General features: G+C 70.9%; 11 protein-coding genes and 1 tRNA gene. 1 reads left to right on the top strand and 11 read right to left on the bottom strand.

The genetic code is table 11. The annotated features are described in order from the left end of the window. Nucleotides 1-24: 24 nt before the first annotated feature. The 4 genes from DEJ00_RS03380 to DEJ00_RS03365 form a co-directional block, all read right to left on the bottom strand. Nucleotides 25-109 (bottom strand) — tRNA-Leu (locus tag DEJ00_RS03380). A 55-nt stretch (nt 110-164) separates the two neighbouring features. After that, nucleotides 165-1,334 carry a helix-turn-helix domain-containing protein gene (locus tag DEJ00_RS03375; RefSeq protein ID WP_146247864.1) on the bottom strand — a complete coding sequence of 390 codons (1,170 nt, stop codon included), beginning with the start codon at nt 1,332-1,334 and terminating at the stop codon, nt 165-167. A gap of 52 nt (nt 1,335-1,386) precedes the next feature. After that, nucleotides 1,387-1,785, bottom strand: coding sequence for a DUF779 domain-containing protein (locus DEJ00_RS03370; RefSeq protein WP_111056407.1), 399 nt, complete (start codon nt 1,783-1,785; stop codon nt 1,387-1,389). Beyond that, a complete protein-coding gene (locus DEJ00_RS03365) occupies nt 1,785-3,326 on the bottom strand; it encodes an aldehyde dehydrogenase family protein (RefSeq protein WP_027465714.1) in 1,542 nt (513 codons plus the stop codon). Before DEJ00_RS03365 ends, DEJ00_RS03370 begins: the two co-directional genes overlap by 1 nt. Nucleotides 3,327-3,477: 151 nt before the next feature. Between DEJ00_RS03365 and DEJ00_RS03360 the strand changes: the two genes are divergently transcribed. Beyond that, a complete protein-coding gene (locus DEJ00_RS03360; protein WP_173033968.1) occupies nt 3,478-4,017 on the top strand; it encodes an HdeD family acid-resistance protein in 540 nt (179 codons plus the stop codon). A gap of 23 nt (nt 4,018-4,040) precedes the next feature. Here the strand turns inward: DEJ00_RS03360 and DEJ00_RS03355 are convergent, their stop codons facing one another. From DEJ00_RS03355 to trpB, 7 genes are all read right to left on the bottom strand, one after another. After that, entirely contained in the window at nt 4,041-5,135 is a 1,095-nt protein-coding gene (locus tag DEJ00_RS03355; protein ID WP_027465716.1) for a VIT1/CCC1 transporter family protein, read from the bottom strand. A 130-nt stretch (nt 5,136-5,265) separates the two neighbouring features. Beyond that, complete coding sequence (gene pyk / locus DEJ00_RS03350; RefSeq protein WP_017887208.1) at nt 5,266-6,711, bottom strand: pyruvate kinase; 1,446 nt, start codon at nt 6,709-6,711, stop codon at nt 5,266-5,268. A gap of 179 nt (nt 6,712-6,890) precedes the next feature. Continuing rightward, entirely contained in the window at nt 6,891-8,348 is a 1,458-nt protein-coding gene (locus DEJ00_RS03345; protein WP_110858958.1) for a glutamate synthase subunit beta, read from the bottom strand. A 53-nt stretch (nt 8,349-8,401) separates the two neighbouring features. After that, nucleotides 8,402-13,006: a glutamate synthase large subunit gene (gene gltB, locus DEJ00_RS03340; RefSeq protein ID WP_375334829.1), complete on the bottom strand. Its 4,605-nt coding sequence runs from the start codon at nt 13,004-13,006 to the stop codon at nt 8,402-8,404. Between the two features lie 218 nt (nt 13,007-13,224). Further along, on the bottom strand, nt 13,225-14,211 hold the full coding sequence (lgt, locus tag DEJ00_RS03335) for a prolipoprotein diacylglyceryl transferase (RefSeq protein WP_071244753.1): 987 nt from the start codon (nt 14,209-14,211) through the stop codon (nt 13,225-13,227). Between the two features lie 96 nt (nt 14,212-14,307). Next, complete coding sequence (trpA, locus tag DEJ00_RS03330; RefSeq protein WP_027465720.1) at nt 14,308-15,102, bottom strand: tryptophan synthase subunit alpha; 795 nt, start codon at nt 15,100-15,102, stop codon at nt 14,308-14,310. After that, entirely contained in the window at nt 15,099-16,313 is a 1,215-nt protein-coding gene (gene trpB / locus DEJ00_RS03325; RefSeq protein WP_071244754.1) for a tryptophan synthase subunit beta, read from the bottom strand. The genes trpA and trpB overlap by 4 nt, the downstream gene beginning before the upstream one ends. Between the last annotated feature and the right edge of the window lie 22 nt (nt 16,314-16,335).

Below are 16,335 nucleotides of genomic sequence, written 5' to 3'. Positions count from 1 at the left end.
CCGCCCCGCACGCCGTAAGCAACTTGGTACGAGTGGCGGGACTTGAACCCGCACGCCGTGAGGCAGAGCATTTTGAGTGCCCCGTGTCTGCCGATTCCACCACACTCGCGAGGAGGCCAACACTACCAGCCCGACCCGCGCCTCCCGGCCCATCGTCGACCGTCTCAGGAGCCCTCGAGCGCCTCGATCGCCGCCACGAGACCCGCCCGCCGCGGCGACCGCCGCGGCAGCACCGCGAGCAGCGCGCGGAGCACGAGCGCGTCGGTCGCACCGTCCGGGGTGCGCGCCCACGCGAGCAGGGCGTCGACGCCGCCGTCGGCGACGACCGACTCGCGGAACCGCAGCCGCACCAGGTCACGGACCGCGTCGACGCCGGGTGCGGCGGAACCCGGCAGGACCGGTCCGGCGTAGCGGTCGACGGCCTGGAGGCGCGCCCCGCGTTCGAGCGCGGACAGCACGCCGTCGACGTCGGTCCGGACCCCGGTCACCCGGTACGGCCGCGACGTCATGGTCACGTCCGGCGCGTGCTGCGCGAGGAACCGTCGGAGCCGGACGACCTCGGCGCGCAGGGTGACGACCGAGCCCGGGTCTCCGTAGACGGCGGCGGCGAGGTCGGTCGCCGCGAGGCCGTCGGGGTGCGCGGCGAGCACGACGAGCAGTTCCGAGTGCCGGGCGGACAGCTCGACCCGGCGGTCGGCGATCCGGAGCACGGCGGTGTCGGTCCCGAGCACGGTCAGCTCGGCGGACGGCACGCGCGGCGTCCGCGCGCGTGGGCGGACCGCGGCCAGGGCCAGCTGGGCCTCGGCGGCGGCGACCGTGGCGGCGAGCAGCGACAGCGTGTGCCGCTCGACGGCTCGGTCGTCGCCCGTCAGGTCGAGCACCCCGACCGTGGTGCCGCTCGCGTCGTGCACCGGGACGGCCGTGCACGAGAACGGCTTGACGGCGTTCGCGTAGTGCTCGTCGGACCGGATCTGCACCGGACGGTCCAGACGCAGTGCCGTGCCGGGCGCGCTCGTGCCGACGCGGTCCTCCGACCAGTCGGCTCCGGGGACGAAGCCCATGTCCTCGGCGGCGCGACGCGTGGAGCGGGCGCCGTCGACCCAGACCAGACGACCCGCGGCGTCCGCGACGGCGACGACGCACCCGGCCGAGCGGGAGTCGTCGAGCAGCAGCCGACGGACCACCGGCAGCAGGGTGGCGAGGGGGCCGTCCTGCCGTACGGCGTCGAGTTCGTCGTCGTCGAGGGCGAGGACCGGGGTGGCGTCGGGGTCGACCCGGGCGGACCGCTGCCACGACGCGGCGACGAGCGGGCGGAGCCGACCGGGTGCGCGCATGCGTCCTCCGATCGACCCCACCCGCCGCTCCGTCGCGACGCCTCCGGTCAGCCTACGTCCGGGCCACCCGCGGGACCAGGCCGAGATCGGCGAGCTCGGCCTCGTCGAACATCCGCGACCGGGTGAGGAACCGTTTGCCCTCCGGGACCTCGACCGAGAACCCGCCGCCCCGACCGTCGACGACGTCGATCGTCAGGTGCGTGTACTTCCAGTACTCGAACTGCGACACCGACATGTAGACCTCGACCGGGTCCAGCCCGTCGACCTGCAACGCGCCGAGCAGGACGTCCCCCGGACCGGTCCGGAACATGCCAACGGGGTAGCACATCGGGCTCGAGCCGTCGCAGCAGCCGCCGGACTGGTGGAACATCAGCGGGCCGTGCCGGGCGGTGAGGGTGCCGAGGAGCGCCCCCGCCGCCGGCGTCACCGCGACGCGTGCGGTGTCGGGCATCAGAAGAAGCCCATCGGTCCGTCGGCGTAGGAGACGAGCAGGTTCTTCGTCTGCTGGTAGTGGTCGAGCATCATCTTGTGGTTCTCGCGCCCGATGCCGGACTGCTTGTAGCCGCCGAAGGCCGCACCCGCCGGGTACTGGTGGTAGGTGTTCGACCACACCCGCCCGGCCTGGATGTCACGTCCGGCGCGGTACAGGGTCGTGACGTCACGGCTCCACACCCCGGCGCCGAGCCCGTACAGGGTGTCGTTGGCCGTGGCGATCGCGTCGTCGTAGCCGCTGAAGGACGTCAGGGCGAGCACGGGCCCGAAGATCTCCTCCTGGAAGATCCGCATCGAGTTGTCGCCCTCGAACACCGTCGGGGTGACGTAGTAGCCGCCCGAGAGCTCGCCGCCCAGGTCCGCGCGTTCACCACCGGTCAGGAGCGTCGCACCCTCCTGCTTGCCGATGTCGATGTAGCTCAGGATCTTCTCGAGCTGGTCGTTCGACGCCTGGGCGCCGATCATCGTCGACAGGTCGAGCGGGTGTCCCTGCTTGACGGCACGGACCCGTTCCAGGCCGTCGGCGACGAACCCGTCGTAGATCTCCTTCGCCACGAGTGCCCGGGACGGACACGTGCAGACCTCGCCCTGGTTCAGGTTGAAGAACGTGAAGCCCTCGAGCGCCTTGTCGTAGAAGGAGTCCTTCTCGGCCGCCACGTCGGGGAAGAACACGTTCGGGCTCTTGCCGCCGAGCTCGAGCGTCACCGGGATGAGGCTCTGCGAGGCGTACTGCATGATCAGCCGCCCGGTGGTGGTCTCCCCCGTGAAGGCGATCTTCCGGATGTCCGGGTGCTGCGCGAGCGGTGCGCCGACCTCGATGCCGAAGCCGTTGACGACGTTGAGCACCCCGGCGGGCAGCAGGTCGCGGATGAGCTCGACGAGCACGTGGATGGACGCCGGGGTCTGCTCGGCGGGCTTCAGCACGACGCAGTTGCCGGCGGCGAGGGCCGGTGCGAGCTTCCACACCGCCATCAGGATCGGGAAGTTCCACGGGATGATCTGCCCGACGACGCCGAGCGGTTCGTGGAAGTGGTAGGCCACGGTGTCGTGGTCGATCTCGCCGGCGGAGCCCTCCTGCGCACGGATCGCCCCGGCGAAGTACCGGAAGTGGTCGATGGCGAGCGGGATGTCCGCACCGAGGGTCTCGCGGATCGGCTTGCCGTTCTCCCACGTCTCGGCGACGGCGAGCATCTCGAGGTGCTCCTCCATGCGGTCCGCGATCTTGTTGAGGATGACCGCGCGCTCGGCCGCGCTCGTCCGGCCCCAGGCCGGGAACGCCTTCCATCCGGCGGCGACGGCGCGGTCGACGTCCGTCGAGTCGCCGCGGGCGACCTCGGTGAAGACCTTGCCCGTGACGGGCGTCGGGTTCTCGAAGTACTGCCCACTGGCGGACGGCACGTACTCGCCGCCGATGAAGTGGTCGTACCGGGAGCGGTACTCGACCAGGGAGCCGGGCTCGCCGGGTGCGGCGTAGCTGGTGGGCGAGGGTGCGATGGTCATGGTGGTGCCCTTTCGACGACGCTGTCGGGGCGCACGGGTCGCGCGCCTGCTCCGCACGGTACGACCGCGGGGGTTGCAGGTCGTTGCACGGTCCGGGGCTCCGACGGGTAGCGTGCTGGACACCAGCGCTGGCGATCAGGGAGGAGCGCTCGTGGATTCTCGTGCCGTCAGGACGTTCCGGGTGTTCGTCGTCGTCACCGCCGTCGTCGCCATCGCACTGGGCATCGTGGCCATCGTCTGGCCCCGCCCGTCGCTCGTGCTCGTGGCGCTGCTGTTCGGCGTGTACCTCGTCGTGGCCGGGGCACTGCGCGTCTTCGCCGCGGTGCGGGGCCACGGCACCCGCCCGGTGTGGCGGTGGACGTCCGGCATCGTCGGCGGCCTGGTCGCGGTCGCGGGGCTCGTGACGCTGCTCGACCCGGCGATCCCGCTCGTCGTCTACGCCGTGCTCGCCGGGGTCGGGTTCCTGATCGAGGGGGTCGCCGCGATCGTCGGCGGCTTCGTCGGCCACCCGGGATCATCTCGCGTCCCGACCGTCGTCAGCGGCGTGCTGTCGATCATCGGGGGCATCGTCGTGCTCGTCGCGCCCGGACTCGCGCTCACCGTCTTCATGGTCTTCGCGGGCATTGCGCTCATCGTCGTCGGGGCCGCGGCCCTGCTGCTCCTGCCGCCGCGGGCCGCCGTCCGCCGGTAGCCGCGGCGCGCCGCCGTCCGCCGCTAGGCCGACCCGGTGCCGAAGAGCAGCCCGAGTGCGTAGGTGACGATCGCCGCACCGAACCCGATGGCGAGCTGCCGGAAGGCGCGCTTGCCGGGAGACGCTCCGCTCAGCACGCCGACGACGGCACCGGTGCCGAGCAGGGCGATGCCCACCAGCCCGCCGGCCACCGCGATCGCCGGCCACCCCTGCATGCCGAACAGGAACGGCAGCACCGGGATGATCGCGCCCGACGCGAAGAAGCAGAAGCTCGACACCGCGGCGCTCAGGCCGGTGCCGACCGCCTCGTGGTCGTCCGTGACCGCGGTGGAACCGGTCGCCGGACGCCGCTCACCGATGCCGGACAGCACCTGTGCGGCGTGCTCGGTCGCCTCGGCCTCGGACATCCCGCGCGCCCGGTAGACCAGGGCGAGCTCGTTCGCGTCGACGTCGAGGTCCGACACCGCCCTGCCGGCCTCGGGGTGCGGCGCGGACGCCTCGAGCAGCTCGCGCTGCGACCGGACGGAGACGTACTCCCCCGCCCCCATCGACAAGGCGCCGGCCAGCAGGCCGGCGATGCCGCTCAGCAGCACGAAGTGCCGGTCGGCACCGGACGCGCTGATGCCGATGATGAGCGCCAGGTTGGACACCAGGCCGTCGTTCGCGCCGAACACCGCCGCCCGGAACGTGCCGGACAGCCGCATCCGGCCGCGGTTCGCGAGCCCGCGCACGACCTCGCCGTGGATCCGCTCGTCGGCGGCCATCCGCGCGGTCGCGTCCGAGTCGTCGGCGTACGGCGAGCGGTCCTCGGCGCGCTGCATGAGCGCGAGGACGAAGACCGACCCGAACCGCTTGGCCAGCACGGCGAGCACCCGGGTGCGCAGGCTCCCCCGCCGCGGCCGTCCGACGTCGTCGCCGAGCAGGTCGAGCCAGTGGTCGGCGTGCCGTCCCTCGGCCTCGGCCAGCGCGGCGAGGATCTCGCGCTCCTCGCCGGAACGGCGGGCGGCGAGGTTGCGGTACACGGCCGCCTCGGCGCGTTCGTCGGCCAGGTAGCGACGCCAGCGGCGGACGTCGGCGCGCGGCGCCGGGGTGTCGGATCGGAGGCTCACAGCGACCATCCTGCCGCCTGCGGCCGACGTCCGGTCACCACCAGGGCCGTGGAGACGCGGCAGGGCGCGGACCGGAAGCGGTCGGTGCTGCTCGCACCGGGCCTCCAGTCCGCGCCCTGGTGGGGACGGATCCTCGGGATCAGTCCCGGACGTACGCCGGCGCGGCCTCGGCGTGGGCGTCGCCCACCCGGTGCACGCGCAGGTCGTTCGTCGAGCCCTCGATGCCGGGAGGGGACCCGGCCGTCACGATGACGCGGTCGCCGGGGGCGGCCAGGCCGTTCTCGAGGAGGACGTCGTCCACCTGCGAGAAGAGCTCGTCGGTGTGGGTCTTCCGCTCCACCAGGAACGAACGGACACCCCACGTGAGGGCCATCCGGCGGCGCGTGGCCTCGTTCGGGGTGAAGGCGATGATCGGCAGACCGTGGCGCAGGCGCGACATGCGGCGGGCCGAGTCGCCGGACTCGGTGAAGACGCAGAGGTACGACGCCTCGGTGAACTCGGCGATCTCGACGGCGGCGAGGGTGATCGCTCCGCCGAGGGTGCGCGGCTTGGTGCCGAGCGGGGCGATGCGCTCGAGCCCGTGGTCCTCGGTGGACTCGACGATGCGTGCCATGGTGCGGACGGTCTGCACCGGGTACTCACCGACGCTCGTCTCACCGGACAGCATGACCGCGTCGGCACCGTCGAGGACGGCGTTGGCGACGTCGGACGTCTCGGCGCGCGTGGGGATCGGCGACGAGATCATCGACTCGAGCATCTGCGTCGCCACGATGACCGGCTTCGCCATGCGGCGGGACAGCTCGACGGCGCGCTTCTGCACGATCGGGACGGCCTCGAGCGGGAGCTCGACGCCGAGGTCACCGCGGGCGACCATGATGCTGTCGAAGGCGTCGATGATCTCCTCGAGGGCGTCGACGGCCTGGGGCTTCTCGACCTTGGCGATGACCGGCAGGCGCTTGCCCTCTTCGTCCATGATCTCGTGGGCACGCACGACGTCGCTCGCGTTGCGCACGAACGACAGCGCGATGAGGTCGGCGCCCTGACGGATGGCCCAGCGCAGGTCGGCCTCGTCCTTCTCGCTCAGCGCGGGGACGTTGACGGCGACACCGGGCAGGTTGATGCCCTTGTTGTTGGACACCGTGCCCGGGACGACGACCTCGGTGCGGACCCGCACGCCGTCGGTGTCGAGGACACGGAGGCGGACACGGCCGTCGTCGATGAGCAGCGGGTCACCGGGCTTGACGTCCTGCGGCAGGCCCTTGAACGTCGTGCCGCAGATCTCCTTCGAGCCGGGGACGTCCTCGGTCGTGATGGTGAAGATGTCACCGACCGCCAGGTCGTGCGGGCCGTCGGCGAACCGAGCCAGACGGATCTTCGGACCCTGCAGGTCGACGAGGATCGCGACGGGCTTGCCGAGTTCTTCGGCGGCACGACGGACGTTGACGTAGTTGGCCTCGTGGACGCTGTAGTCACCGTGGCTGAGGTTGAGGCGGGCGACGTCGACGCCCGCTTCGATGATCTCCTTGACGGTCTCGTAGTCCGACGTTGCCGGTCCGAGCGTCGAAACGATCTTTGCGCGTCTCAATGGATTCCTTCGTGGTGGTGGATGGAGCTTGGGTTTCCGCGCTGTGGGGCCGCGCGGAACGAAGCGAGGCCACCAGCACCCTACCGAGTGCTGGTGGCCTCATGCTCACGGGAGCGTGAGCATCTGGTGGAGACGGTCCGCCGTCTGGCGGCGGCCCGACATCTGGTGCGCGTCCGACATCAGACGGAGATCGCCCGGTCGGTCGCCTTGACCGGTGCCGGCAGGATCGTGGAGCCCTCGAGGTACTCGTCGACCTGTGCGGCCGCGGCACGGCCCTCGGCGATCGCCCACACGATGAGCGACTGCCCACGACCCGCGTCGCCGGCGACGAACACGCCGGCCTCGTTGGTCGCGTAGTCGGCACGGCGGTCGAGCGCCCCGGAGACCGTGGTCGGCAGACCGAGCTGCGGCTCGATCGTGTCCGACTCGGGACCGGTGAAGCCCATCGCGATGAGGACGAGGTCGGCCGGGATCTCCCGCTCGCTGCCCGCCTTCGGGACCCGTCGGCCGTCGAGGTACTCGGTCTCGGCGACCCGCAGTGCTCGGACCTCGCCGGCGTCGTTCGACAGGAACTCGACGGTGGAGGCGAGGAAGTGCCGCTCGCCGCCCTCTTCGTGGGCGCTCGTGATCTCGAACACGGTCGGGAACATCGGCCACGGCTGGTCGGACGGACGCTCGAGCGGCGGCTGCTTGCCGATCGCCAGGTTCGTCACGCTCAGCGCGCCCTGGCGGTGGGCGGTACCGATGCAGTCCGCGCCGGTGTCACCGCCGCCGATGACGACGACGTGCTTGCCCTCGGCCGTGATCTGGTTGTCGACGGTCGTGCCCGCGTTCGCCTTGTTCTGCTGGACCAGGTAGTCCATGGCGAAGTGCACGCCCTCGAGGTCGCGCCCCGGGATCGGCAGGTCGCGCGGCACCGTGGCACCGGTGGCGACGACGACCGCGTCGTAGCGTGACTTCAGGTCGTCCCAGGTGATGTCCCTGCCGATCTCGACCCCGGCACGGAACCGGGTGCCCTCGGCCTGCATCTGGGCGAGGCGCGCGTCGATCTGGCGCTTCTCCATCTTGAAGTCCGGGATGCCGTAGCGGAGCAGGCCGCCGATGCGGTCGTCCCGCTCGTAGACGGCGACCGTGTGGCCGGCACGCGTGAGCTGCTGCGCGGCGGCGAGCCCGGCGGGGCCGGAGCCCACGACGGCGACGGTCTTGCCCGTCAGGCGCTCCGGCGGGTGCGGGGTGACCCAGCCGTTCTGGAACGCCTGGTCGATGATCGAGACCTCGACCTGCTTGATCGTCACCGGGGGCTGGTTGATGCCGAGCACGCACGACGACTCGCACGGGGCGGGGCAGAGCCGACCCGTGAACTCCGGGAAGTTGTTCGTCTCGTGCAGGCGCTCGATCGCCTGTCGGCCCTCACCGCGCCAGGTCAGGTCGTTCCACTCCGGGATCAGGTTGCCGAGCGGGCAGCCCTGGTGGCAGAACGGCACGCCGCAGTCCATGCAGCGGCCGGCCTGGCGCTTCAGGACACCGGACTCCTGCTGCTCGTAGACCTCTTTCCAGTCCATGAGCCGCACGGGCACGGGTCGCCGGGGCGGGAGTTCGCGTTCCTGGACCTTCAGGAATCCCTTGGGGTCAGCCACCGGTCACCTCCAGGGTTGTGATGAGCTCTGTCGATTCCGGACGTGCGTGACGGTCAGCCACCGGTCACCTCCATGATCCGATTCCAAACGATGTCACCGTCGGGGTCGAGCCCCTCGTCGACGGCCTGTCTGCGCGTCTCGAGCACCGCCGCGTAGTCGCGCGGCAGCACCTTGACGAAGTCGCTCAGGTCTCCGGACGCCAGCAGGTCGGACGCGAGCGTCGACCCCGTCTCGTCGGCGTGCCGGGTGAGCAGGTCGGTGACGATCTCGACGTCGGCGCTGTCGAGCGCCTCGAGCCGGAGTTCGCCGGACGCCAGGGCGTCGGTGTTGACGTGCTCCTCGCGGAGCCCACGGACGTACGCCGTGCCGCCGGACATGCCGGCACCGAGGTTCCGGCCGGTCTCGCCGAGGATGAGCGCGAGCCCGCCCGTCATGTACTCGAGCGCGTGGTCGCCCACGCCCTCGACGACGGCCGTTGCACCGGAGTTCCGCACCAGGAACCGCTCGCCCACGATGCCGCGGATGAACATGCTGCCCTGGGTGGCGCCGTACCCGATGACGTTGCCGGCGATGACGTTCTCGGCGGGGTCGAAGCCCGAACCGGCGTCGGGGCGGACGACGATCTGGCCGCCGGAGAGCCCCTTGCCGACGTAGTCGTTGCTGTCGCCGATGAGTCGCAGCGTGATGCCCGCCGGCAGGAACGCGCCGAGCGACTGCCCGGCGGAACCGCGCAGCGTCACGTCGATCGAACCGTTCGGCAGACCGTGTTCGCCGTGCCGCAGGGTCACCTGGTGGCCGAGCATGGTGCCGACGGCACGCTCGGTGTTGCGGATGGGCAGGTCGAGCGCGATCGAACCGCCGTGGTCGAGCACGTCCGCGGTCTGCTGGATGAGCTGCACGTCGAAGTGCTGGTCCAGCTCGTGGTCCTGCTCGCGGTGGTGGCGGCGCGGTTCGGCGTCGTCGAAGTGCGGCCCCTTGAGCACCGGCGCGAGGTCGAGCCCCGAGGCCTTCCAGTGCTCGACGGCACGGTCGACGTCGAGCGCGTCGGTCTGCCCGATGGCCTCGTCGAGGCTGCGGAAGCCGAGCTCGGCGAGGAGCTCGCGGACCTCCTGCGCGATGAACTCGAAGAAGTTCACGACGAACTCGGGCTTGCCGGAGAACCGCTTGCGGAGCTCGGGGTTCTGCGTGGCGACGCCGACCGGGCAGGTGTCCAGGTGGCAGACGCGCATCAGGATGCAGCCCTCGACCACGAGCGGCGCGGTCGCGAAGCCGTACTCCTCGGCACCGAGCAACGCGGCCACGACGACGTCGCGCCCGGTCTTCATCTGCCCGTCCACCTGCACGACGACGCGGTCGCGCATGCCGTTCAGCATGAGCGTCTGCTGGGTCTCGGCCAGGCCGATCTCCCACGGGGTGCCGGCGTGCTTGAGCGAGTTCAGCGGGCTCGCGCCGGTGCCGCCGTCGTGGCCGGACACGAGCACGACGTCGGCCAGGGCCTTCGTCACACCGGCCGCGACCGCACCGATGCCGGACTGGCTCACGAGCTTCACGTGGACGCGGGCGGCCGGGTTGGCGCGCTTGACGTCGAAGATCAGCTGCTTGAGGTCCTCGATGGAGTAGATGTCGTGGTGCGGCGGCGGCGAGATGAGGCCGACGCCCGCGGTGGCGTGCCGGGTGCGGGCCACCCACGGGTAGACCTTCGCCGGGGGCAGCTGACCGCCCTCGCCGGGCTTCGCGCCCTGCGCCATCTTGAGCTGGATGTCGGTGGCGTGCGTGAGGTACATGCTCGTCACGCCGAACCGGCCGGAGGCGACCTGCTTGATCGCGCTGCGGCGCTCGGGGTCGAGGAGCCGGTCGACGTCCTCGCCGCCCTCGCCCGTGTTCGATCGCCCACCGAGCCGGTTCATCGCGATGGCGAGCGTCTCGTGGGCCTCCTTCGAGATGGACCCGTAGGACATCGCACCGGTGTTGAACCGCTTGACGATCGACTCGATCGACTCGACCTCGTCGAGCGCGATGGGCTTCCGAGCGCCCTGCTTGAACCGGAACAGCCCGCGGAGCGTCATGAGCTGCTCGGACTGGTCGTCCACGGCGCTCGAGTACTCGCGGAAGATGTCGTACCGGCGGGCACGCGTGGCGTGCTGCAGGCGGAACACCGTGTCCGGGTTGAACAGGTGCGGCGGGCCCTGACGGCGCCACTGGTACTCGCCACCGATCTGCAGCCGCTCGTGGGAGAGCACGGCACCGTCCTGCGGGTACGCCTGGGCGTGCCGCTCGGCGTTCTCCTTGGCGATGACGTCGATGTCGACGCCGCCCAGGATCGACGAGGTGCCCGTGAAGTACTTGTCGACGAACTCCTGGCTGAGCCCGACGGCCTCGAACGCCTGCGCACCGGCGTAGCTGGACACCGTGGAGATGCCCATCTTCGACATGATCTTCAACACGCCCTTGCCGAGCGCCTTGATGACGTTCTTGACGGCCTGCTCCGGGGTGATCCCGGGGATCATGCCGGCGCGGACCAGGTTCTCGCAGGTCTCCATCGCCAGGTAGGGGTTGATCGCCGAGGCGCCGTACCCGATGAGGGTCGCCACGTGGTGGACCTCGCGCACGTCGCCGGCCTCGACGATGAGCCCGACCTTCATGCGCTGCTCGGTGCGGATCAGGTGGTGGTGGACCGCGGCGAGGAGCAGGAGGCTCGGCACCGGTGCCTGCTCGGAGTTGCCGTCGCGGTCGGACAGCACGATGAACTGCTTGCCGGACTCGATCGCGGCGTCGACCTCGTCGCACACGGCGGCGATGCGCTTCTGCATCGCCTTCTTGCCGGCGTCGACGCGGTACAGGCCCTTGATCGTGACGGTCAGGTGGCGACCCGACTCGGTCTCGAAGTGCTGGACCTTGGCGAGCTGGTCGTTGTCGATCACCGGGAAGTCGAGCGTGATCTGCTTCGCGTGCTCGGGACCGGCGGAGAGCAGGTTGCGCTCCGGACCGAGCCCCATCCCCATCGAGGTGATGACCTGCTCACGGATCGAGTCGAGCGGCGGGTTGGTCACCTGCGCGAACTGCTGCGTGAAGTAGTCGAAGAGCAGTCGCGGACGCTCCGACAGCACGGCGATCGGGGTGTCCGAGCCCATCGCGCCGAGGGGTTCGGCTCCCGCTGCCGCCATCGGGCGCAGCAGGATCCGGACCTCTTCCTCGGTGTACCCGAACGCGCGCTGCCGACGGGTGACCGAGGCCGGGGTGTGCACGATGTGCTCGCGCTCCGGCAGGTCGTTGAGGTTGATGCGGCCGGCTTCGAGCCAGTCACCCCAGGGACCCGAGGCAGCGAGTTCGCGCTTGACCTCGTCGTCCTCGATGATGCGGCCGGCCTCGGTGTCCACCAGGAACATCCGGCCCGGACGCAGGCGCCCCTTGCGCACGACCTTGGCGGCCGGCACGTCGATGACCCCGGTCTCGGAGCCCATCACGATGAGGCCGTCGTCCGTGACCAGGAAGCGTCCGGGGCGCAGGCCGTTGCGGTCGAGGGTGGCGCCGACGAGCGAGCCGTCGGTGAAGGTGATCGCGGCGGGGCCGTCCCACGGCTCCATGAGCATCGAGTGGTACTCGTAGAACGCGCGGAGGTCCGGGTCCATCCCGACCTGGTTCTCCCACGCCTCTGGCACCATCATCGACACGGCGTGCGGCAGGGTCCGGCCGGTCAGGGTCAGCAGCTCGAGGACCTCGTCGAACGAGGCCGAGTCGCTCGCCCCCGGGCTCACGATGGGCAGGAGCGGGGCCATGTCGCCGAGCAGTTCGCTCTCGAGCTGCGACTGCCGGGCGCGCATCCAGTTGCGGTTGCCGCGCACGGTGTTGATCTCACCGTTGTGGGCGATCGTCCGGAACGGCTGCGCGAGCGGCCACGACGGGAACGTGTTGGTGGAGTAGCGCGAGTGCACGATCGCGAGCTTCGACGCGAAGCGCTCGTCGCTGAGGTCCGGGTAGAACGGCTCGAGCTGGAGCGTCGTGACCATGCCCTTGTAGACCATGGTGCGGCTCGACAGCGACATGAAGTACAGGTCGTTGTCGTGCTCGGCGCGCTTGCGGAGCCGGAAGGCCTGGCGGTCCAGCGCGATGCCGCTCCACGAGGCACCGTGCACGTCGTGCCGGATGGAGGCGACGAACAGCTGCTCGAACGCCGGCATCGCGGCACGGGCGAGCGTTCCGAGGACCTCCGGACGCACCGGGACCTCGCGCCACCCGAGGACCTTCAGGCCCTCTTCGCGGGCGAGCCGCTCGACGGCACCCTTCACCGCGTGGCGCGCGTCGTCGTCCAGGGGCAGGTAGGCGGTACCGACGGCGTACTCCCCCGCGGCCGGCAGCTCGAAGGGCACGACGGCCCGGAGGAACTCGTCGGGCACCTGGCACAGGATGCCCGCGCCGTCACCGGTGCCCGCGTCGGAGCCCACGGCACCGCGGTGCTCGAGGTTCCGGAGCGCACCGAGCGCCGCGTCGACGATGTCGTGACCGGGTGTGCCGCGCAGGGTCGCGACCATCGCGAGTCCGCAGGCGTCCTTCTCGTTCGCCGGGTCGTACATGCCCGTGGCGTCCGGGATCGCGGAGAAGCGGCGGTGCGGCGGCACGAGGCTCGTCGGTGCCGAGGGCTGGGTTGGCTGGAGCGCCATGGGGAACCGTCCTCACGAGGAAGTGGAACAGGGACAGCGGTGGCCCGGTGGTGCGTTCCGCCCGAGCGGGCGGGACTGGTGCCCGTGCCCGCCGTCAGTGAGTTGCCCTGCCGGCCGGCGAGGTTGCTGGGCCCCGCTTGTGGCGGAGACCGTCTGGTGCTGCTGGTGGTGCTGCGCGTGACCGGTGGTCGTCGGGAGCGGGTGCTCCCACCACGGGATCAGCGAGTGGTCGTGACCGGTTCGTCGCTCGTGACGCCGTCTGCTGCGTCGTCGTCGTGCTCCGAGAAGGTGTCCTCGGAGTCTACAACGGAGGTCGGACGGGGCCCGCGACCCGGCAGGTACGGGCTCGGCTCCTTGCCGGTGTGCCGGCGGCTCTGCACCACGAAGATCAGGATGCCGATGACGACCGCGGCGAGGGCCACCCACACGTTGGTGCGGACCCCGAAGAAGGTCTCGCTCGTGTCGACGCGGATGGACTCGAGCACCGAGCGTCCGGCGCCGTACCAGATCAGGTACAGGCCGAGGACCTTGCCCCACTGCAGCGTGAACTTGCGCGCGAGGAACAGGATGACGACGACACCGAGGACGTTCCAGATGATCTCGTACAGGAACGTCGGGTGGAACAGCGTGCCCTCGGGCAGGCCCTTCGGGAACGCGGCGTTGCTCGAGTCGATCTCGAGGCCCCAGGGCAGGCTCGTCGGCATGCCGAAGAGCTCCTGGTTGAAGTAGTTGCCCAGACGGCCGAACGCCTGTGCGAGCAGGACGCCCGGCACCACGGCGTCGATGAACGAGGTGAACCGCAGGCCCACCTGGCGGCAGCCGATCCACGCGCCGACCGACCCGAGGATGAGTGCGCCGAAGATGGCGAGCCCGCCCTCCCAGATGTACAGGAAGGACAGCGGGTCGATGCCTGGGCCGAAGTAGTCGGACACGTGGGTGAACACGTGGAAGAGGCGACCGCCGATGATGCCGGCGGGCACGGCCCAGATCGCGATGTCGATGATGATCCAGCGCTCGACGCCGCGGGCGTTGAGTCGGCGGTTCGCCAGGACGACCGCGGCCACGATCCCGATCAGGATGCAGATCGCGTACGCGTGGATGCGGAAGTCGAGGGGCAGCGACCAGCCGAACGCGTCGCGCAGCCAGGCGGTCAGGTCGAAGTACTGCCAGGCGGTGCTCGGGCTCGGGATGCTCAGGAGGGGCATGGAGGTGCTGTCGCCTTTCGGAACTGACGGGGCGCGGTCGACGTGGCGTCGGCCTCGCTCACTGTAGCGCGGGTCGCGGGCCCGACAGGAACTGGACTAGCGGCGGCGGGCGCCGGTGGCGAGGTCGGCGGCACGGTCGGCCACACCCTGCACACCGAGGTCGGCCAGCGCGCGGACGAACGCGGACCCGACGATGGCACCGTCGGCGTACTCGAGCACCTCGCCGACCTGCTCGGCCGTCGAGATCCCGAGACCCACGCAGGTGCGCTCGACCCCGGCGTCGCGCAGGCGCGACACCACCGTGCGTGCGGCGACGTCGACCCCGGCCCGGGCACCGGTCACACCCATCGTGGAGACGGCGTAGACGAACCCACGGCTGGCCTCGACCGCCTGGCGCATGCGCTCGTCCGACGAGGACGGTGCCGCGAGGAAGACCCGGTCGAGCCCGGTCCGCTCGGAGGCCTCGGTCCACGCCGAGGCCTCGTCGGGGATGAGGTCGGGCGTGATGAGGCCGGCGGCTCCGGCGGCGACGAGGTCGTCGGCGAAGCGGTCCACGCCGTAGCGCAGCACCGGGTTCCAGTAGGTCATGACGAGCACCGGCACGTCGGCCCGCTCGGTGATCTGCTGCACGGCGTCGAAGACCTGTGCGACCCGGAAGCCGTTCGCCAGGCTCTCCTCGGCCGCCCGCTGGATCACGGGGCCGTCCATCACCGGGTCCGAGTACGGCAGGCCGAACTCGATGACGTCCACGCCGTTCTCGGCGAGGGCGACGGCGGCGTCGACGCTGGTCTGCAGGTTCGGGTACCCGGCGGGCAGGTAGCCGACGACGGCTCCGGCGCGCTCGGCGTTGGCGGTGTCGATCGTCGTGGCGACGGTCCGGTTCGTGGTCACAGCTGCACCGCGTTCTCGTCGAGGATGCCGAAGTAGCGACTGGCGGACGCGACGTCCTTGTCGCCCCGGCCGGACAGGTTCACGAGCACGACGCCCTCGGGGCCGAGCTCCTTGCCGAGCTTCATGGCACCGGCGAGGGCGTGGGACGACTCGATCGCCGGGATGATGCCCTCGGTCTGGCTCAGCAGGCGGAACGCCTCCATCGCCTCGGTGTCGGTGATCGGCTGGTACTTCGCGCGGCCGATCGACGCCAGGTACGCGTGCTCCGGTCCGACGCTCGGGTAGTCGAGTCCGGCGGAGATGCTGTGGCTCTCGATCGTCTGGCCGTCCTCGTCCTGCATCAGGTACGACTTCGCACCCTGCAGCACGCCCTCGCGACCGAGCGTGATGCTCGCCGCGTGCCGACCGGTCTCGACGCCGTCGCCGCCGGCCTCGAAGCCGTGCAGCGCGACGGACTCGTCGTCGAGGAACGCCTCGAAGATGCCCATCGCGTTCGATCCGCCGCCGACGCAGGCCGCGACGGCGTCCGGCAGGCGCCCGACGCGGTCGAGGACCTGCTGGCGCGCTTCCTCGCCGATGACCTTGTGGAACTCGCGCACCATCTCGGGGAACGGGTGCGGACCGGCGACCGTGCCGAGCAGGTAGTGCGTCGACTCGACGTTGGCCACCCAGTCGCGCAGGGCGTCGTTGATGGCGTCCTTCAGGGTGCGCGAGCCGGTCTCGACGGGGATGACCTCGGCGCCGAGCAGGCGCATCCGGGCCACGTTGAGGGCCTGTCGCTCGGTGTCCACGGCGCCCATGTAGACGACGCACTCCATGCCGAACAGCGCGGCAGCGGTCGCGGTGGCGACGCCGTGCTGGCCGGCACCGGTCTCGGCGATCAGCCGGGTCTTGCCGAGCCGACGGGCGACGAGGGCCTGGCCGAGGACGTTGTTGATCTTGTGGGAACCGGTGTGGTTCAGGTCCTCGCGCTTCAGGATCACCCGAGCGCCACCGGCGTGCTTCGCGAACCGCGGCACCTCGGTGATGATCGACGGGCGCCCGGTGTAGTCGCGCTGCAGCTCGTCGAGCTCCGCACGGAACGCCGGGTCCGCCCAGGCCTGACGGAAGGCGGCCTCGAGCTCGTCGAGCGCGAGGACGAGGGACTCGGGGACGAAGCGTCCGCCGAAGTCACCGAAGTAGGGGCCGTGCAGGTCGCGGAGTGAGGTCACGATGTGTCTCCCGGGACGAGTC

The organism is Curtobacterium sp. MCLR17_039 (assembly GCF_003234745.1).
Classification (GTDB): Bacteria; Actinomycetota; Actinomycetes; order Actinomycetales; family Microbacteriaceae; genus Curtobacterium; species Curtobacterium flaccumfaciens.
Note: the sequence above shows the minus strand (reverse complement) of the source record. Positions and strands in the feature narration are given on the sequence as shown.

What these genes read in the sequence shown, in the direction of transcription:
- DEJ00_RS03375 (WP_146247864.1), bottom strand. Translation starts at nt 1,334, where the DNA reads ATGCGCGCACCCGGTCGGCTCCGCCCGCTCGTCGCCGCGTCGTGGCAG.
- DEJ00_RS03370 (WP_111056407.1), bottom strand. Translation starts at nt 1,785, where the DNA reads ATGCCCGACACCGCACGCGTCGCGGTGACGCCGGCGGCGGGGGCGCTC.
- DEJ00_RS03365 (WP_027465714.1), bottom strand. Translation starts at nt 3,326, where the DNA reads ATGACCATCGCACCCTCGCCCACCAGCTACGCCGCACCCGGCGAGCCC.
- DEJ00_RS03355 (WP_027465716.1), bottom strand. Translation starts at nt 5,135, where the DNA reads ATGGTCGCTGTGAGCCTCCGATCCGACACCCCGGCGCCGCGCGCCGAC.
- gltB (WP_375334829.1), bottom strand. Translation starts at nt 13,006, where the DNA reads ATGGCGCTCCAGCCAACCCAGCCCTCGGCACCGACGAGCCTCGTGCCG.
- lgt (WP_071244753.1), bottom strand. Translation starts at nt 14,211, where the DNA reads ATGCCCCTCCTGAGCATCCCGAGCCCGAGCACCGCCTGGCAGTACTTC.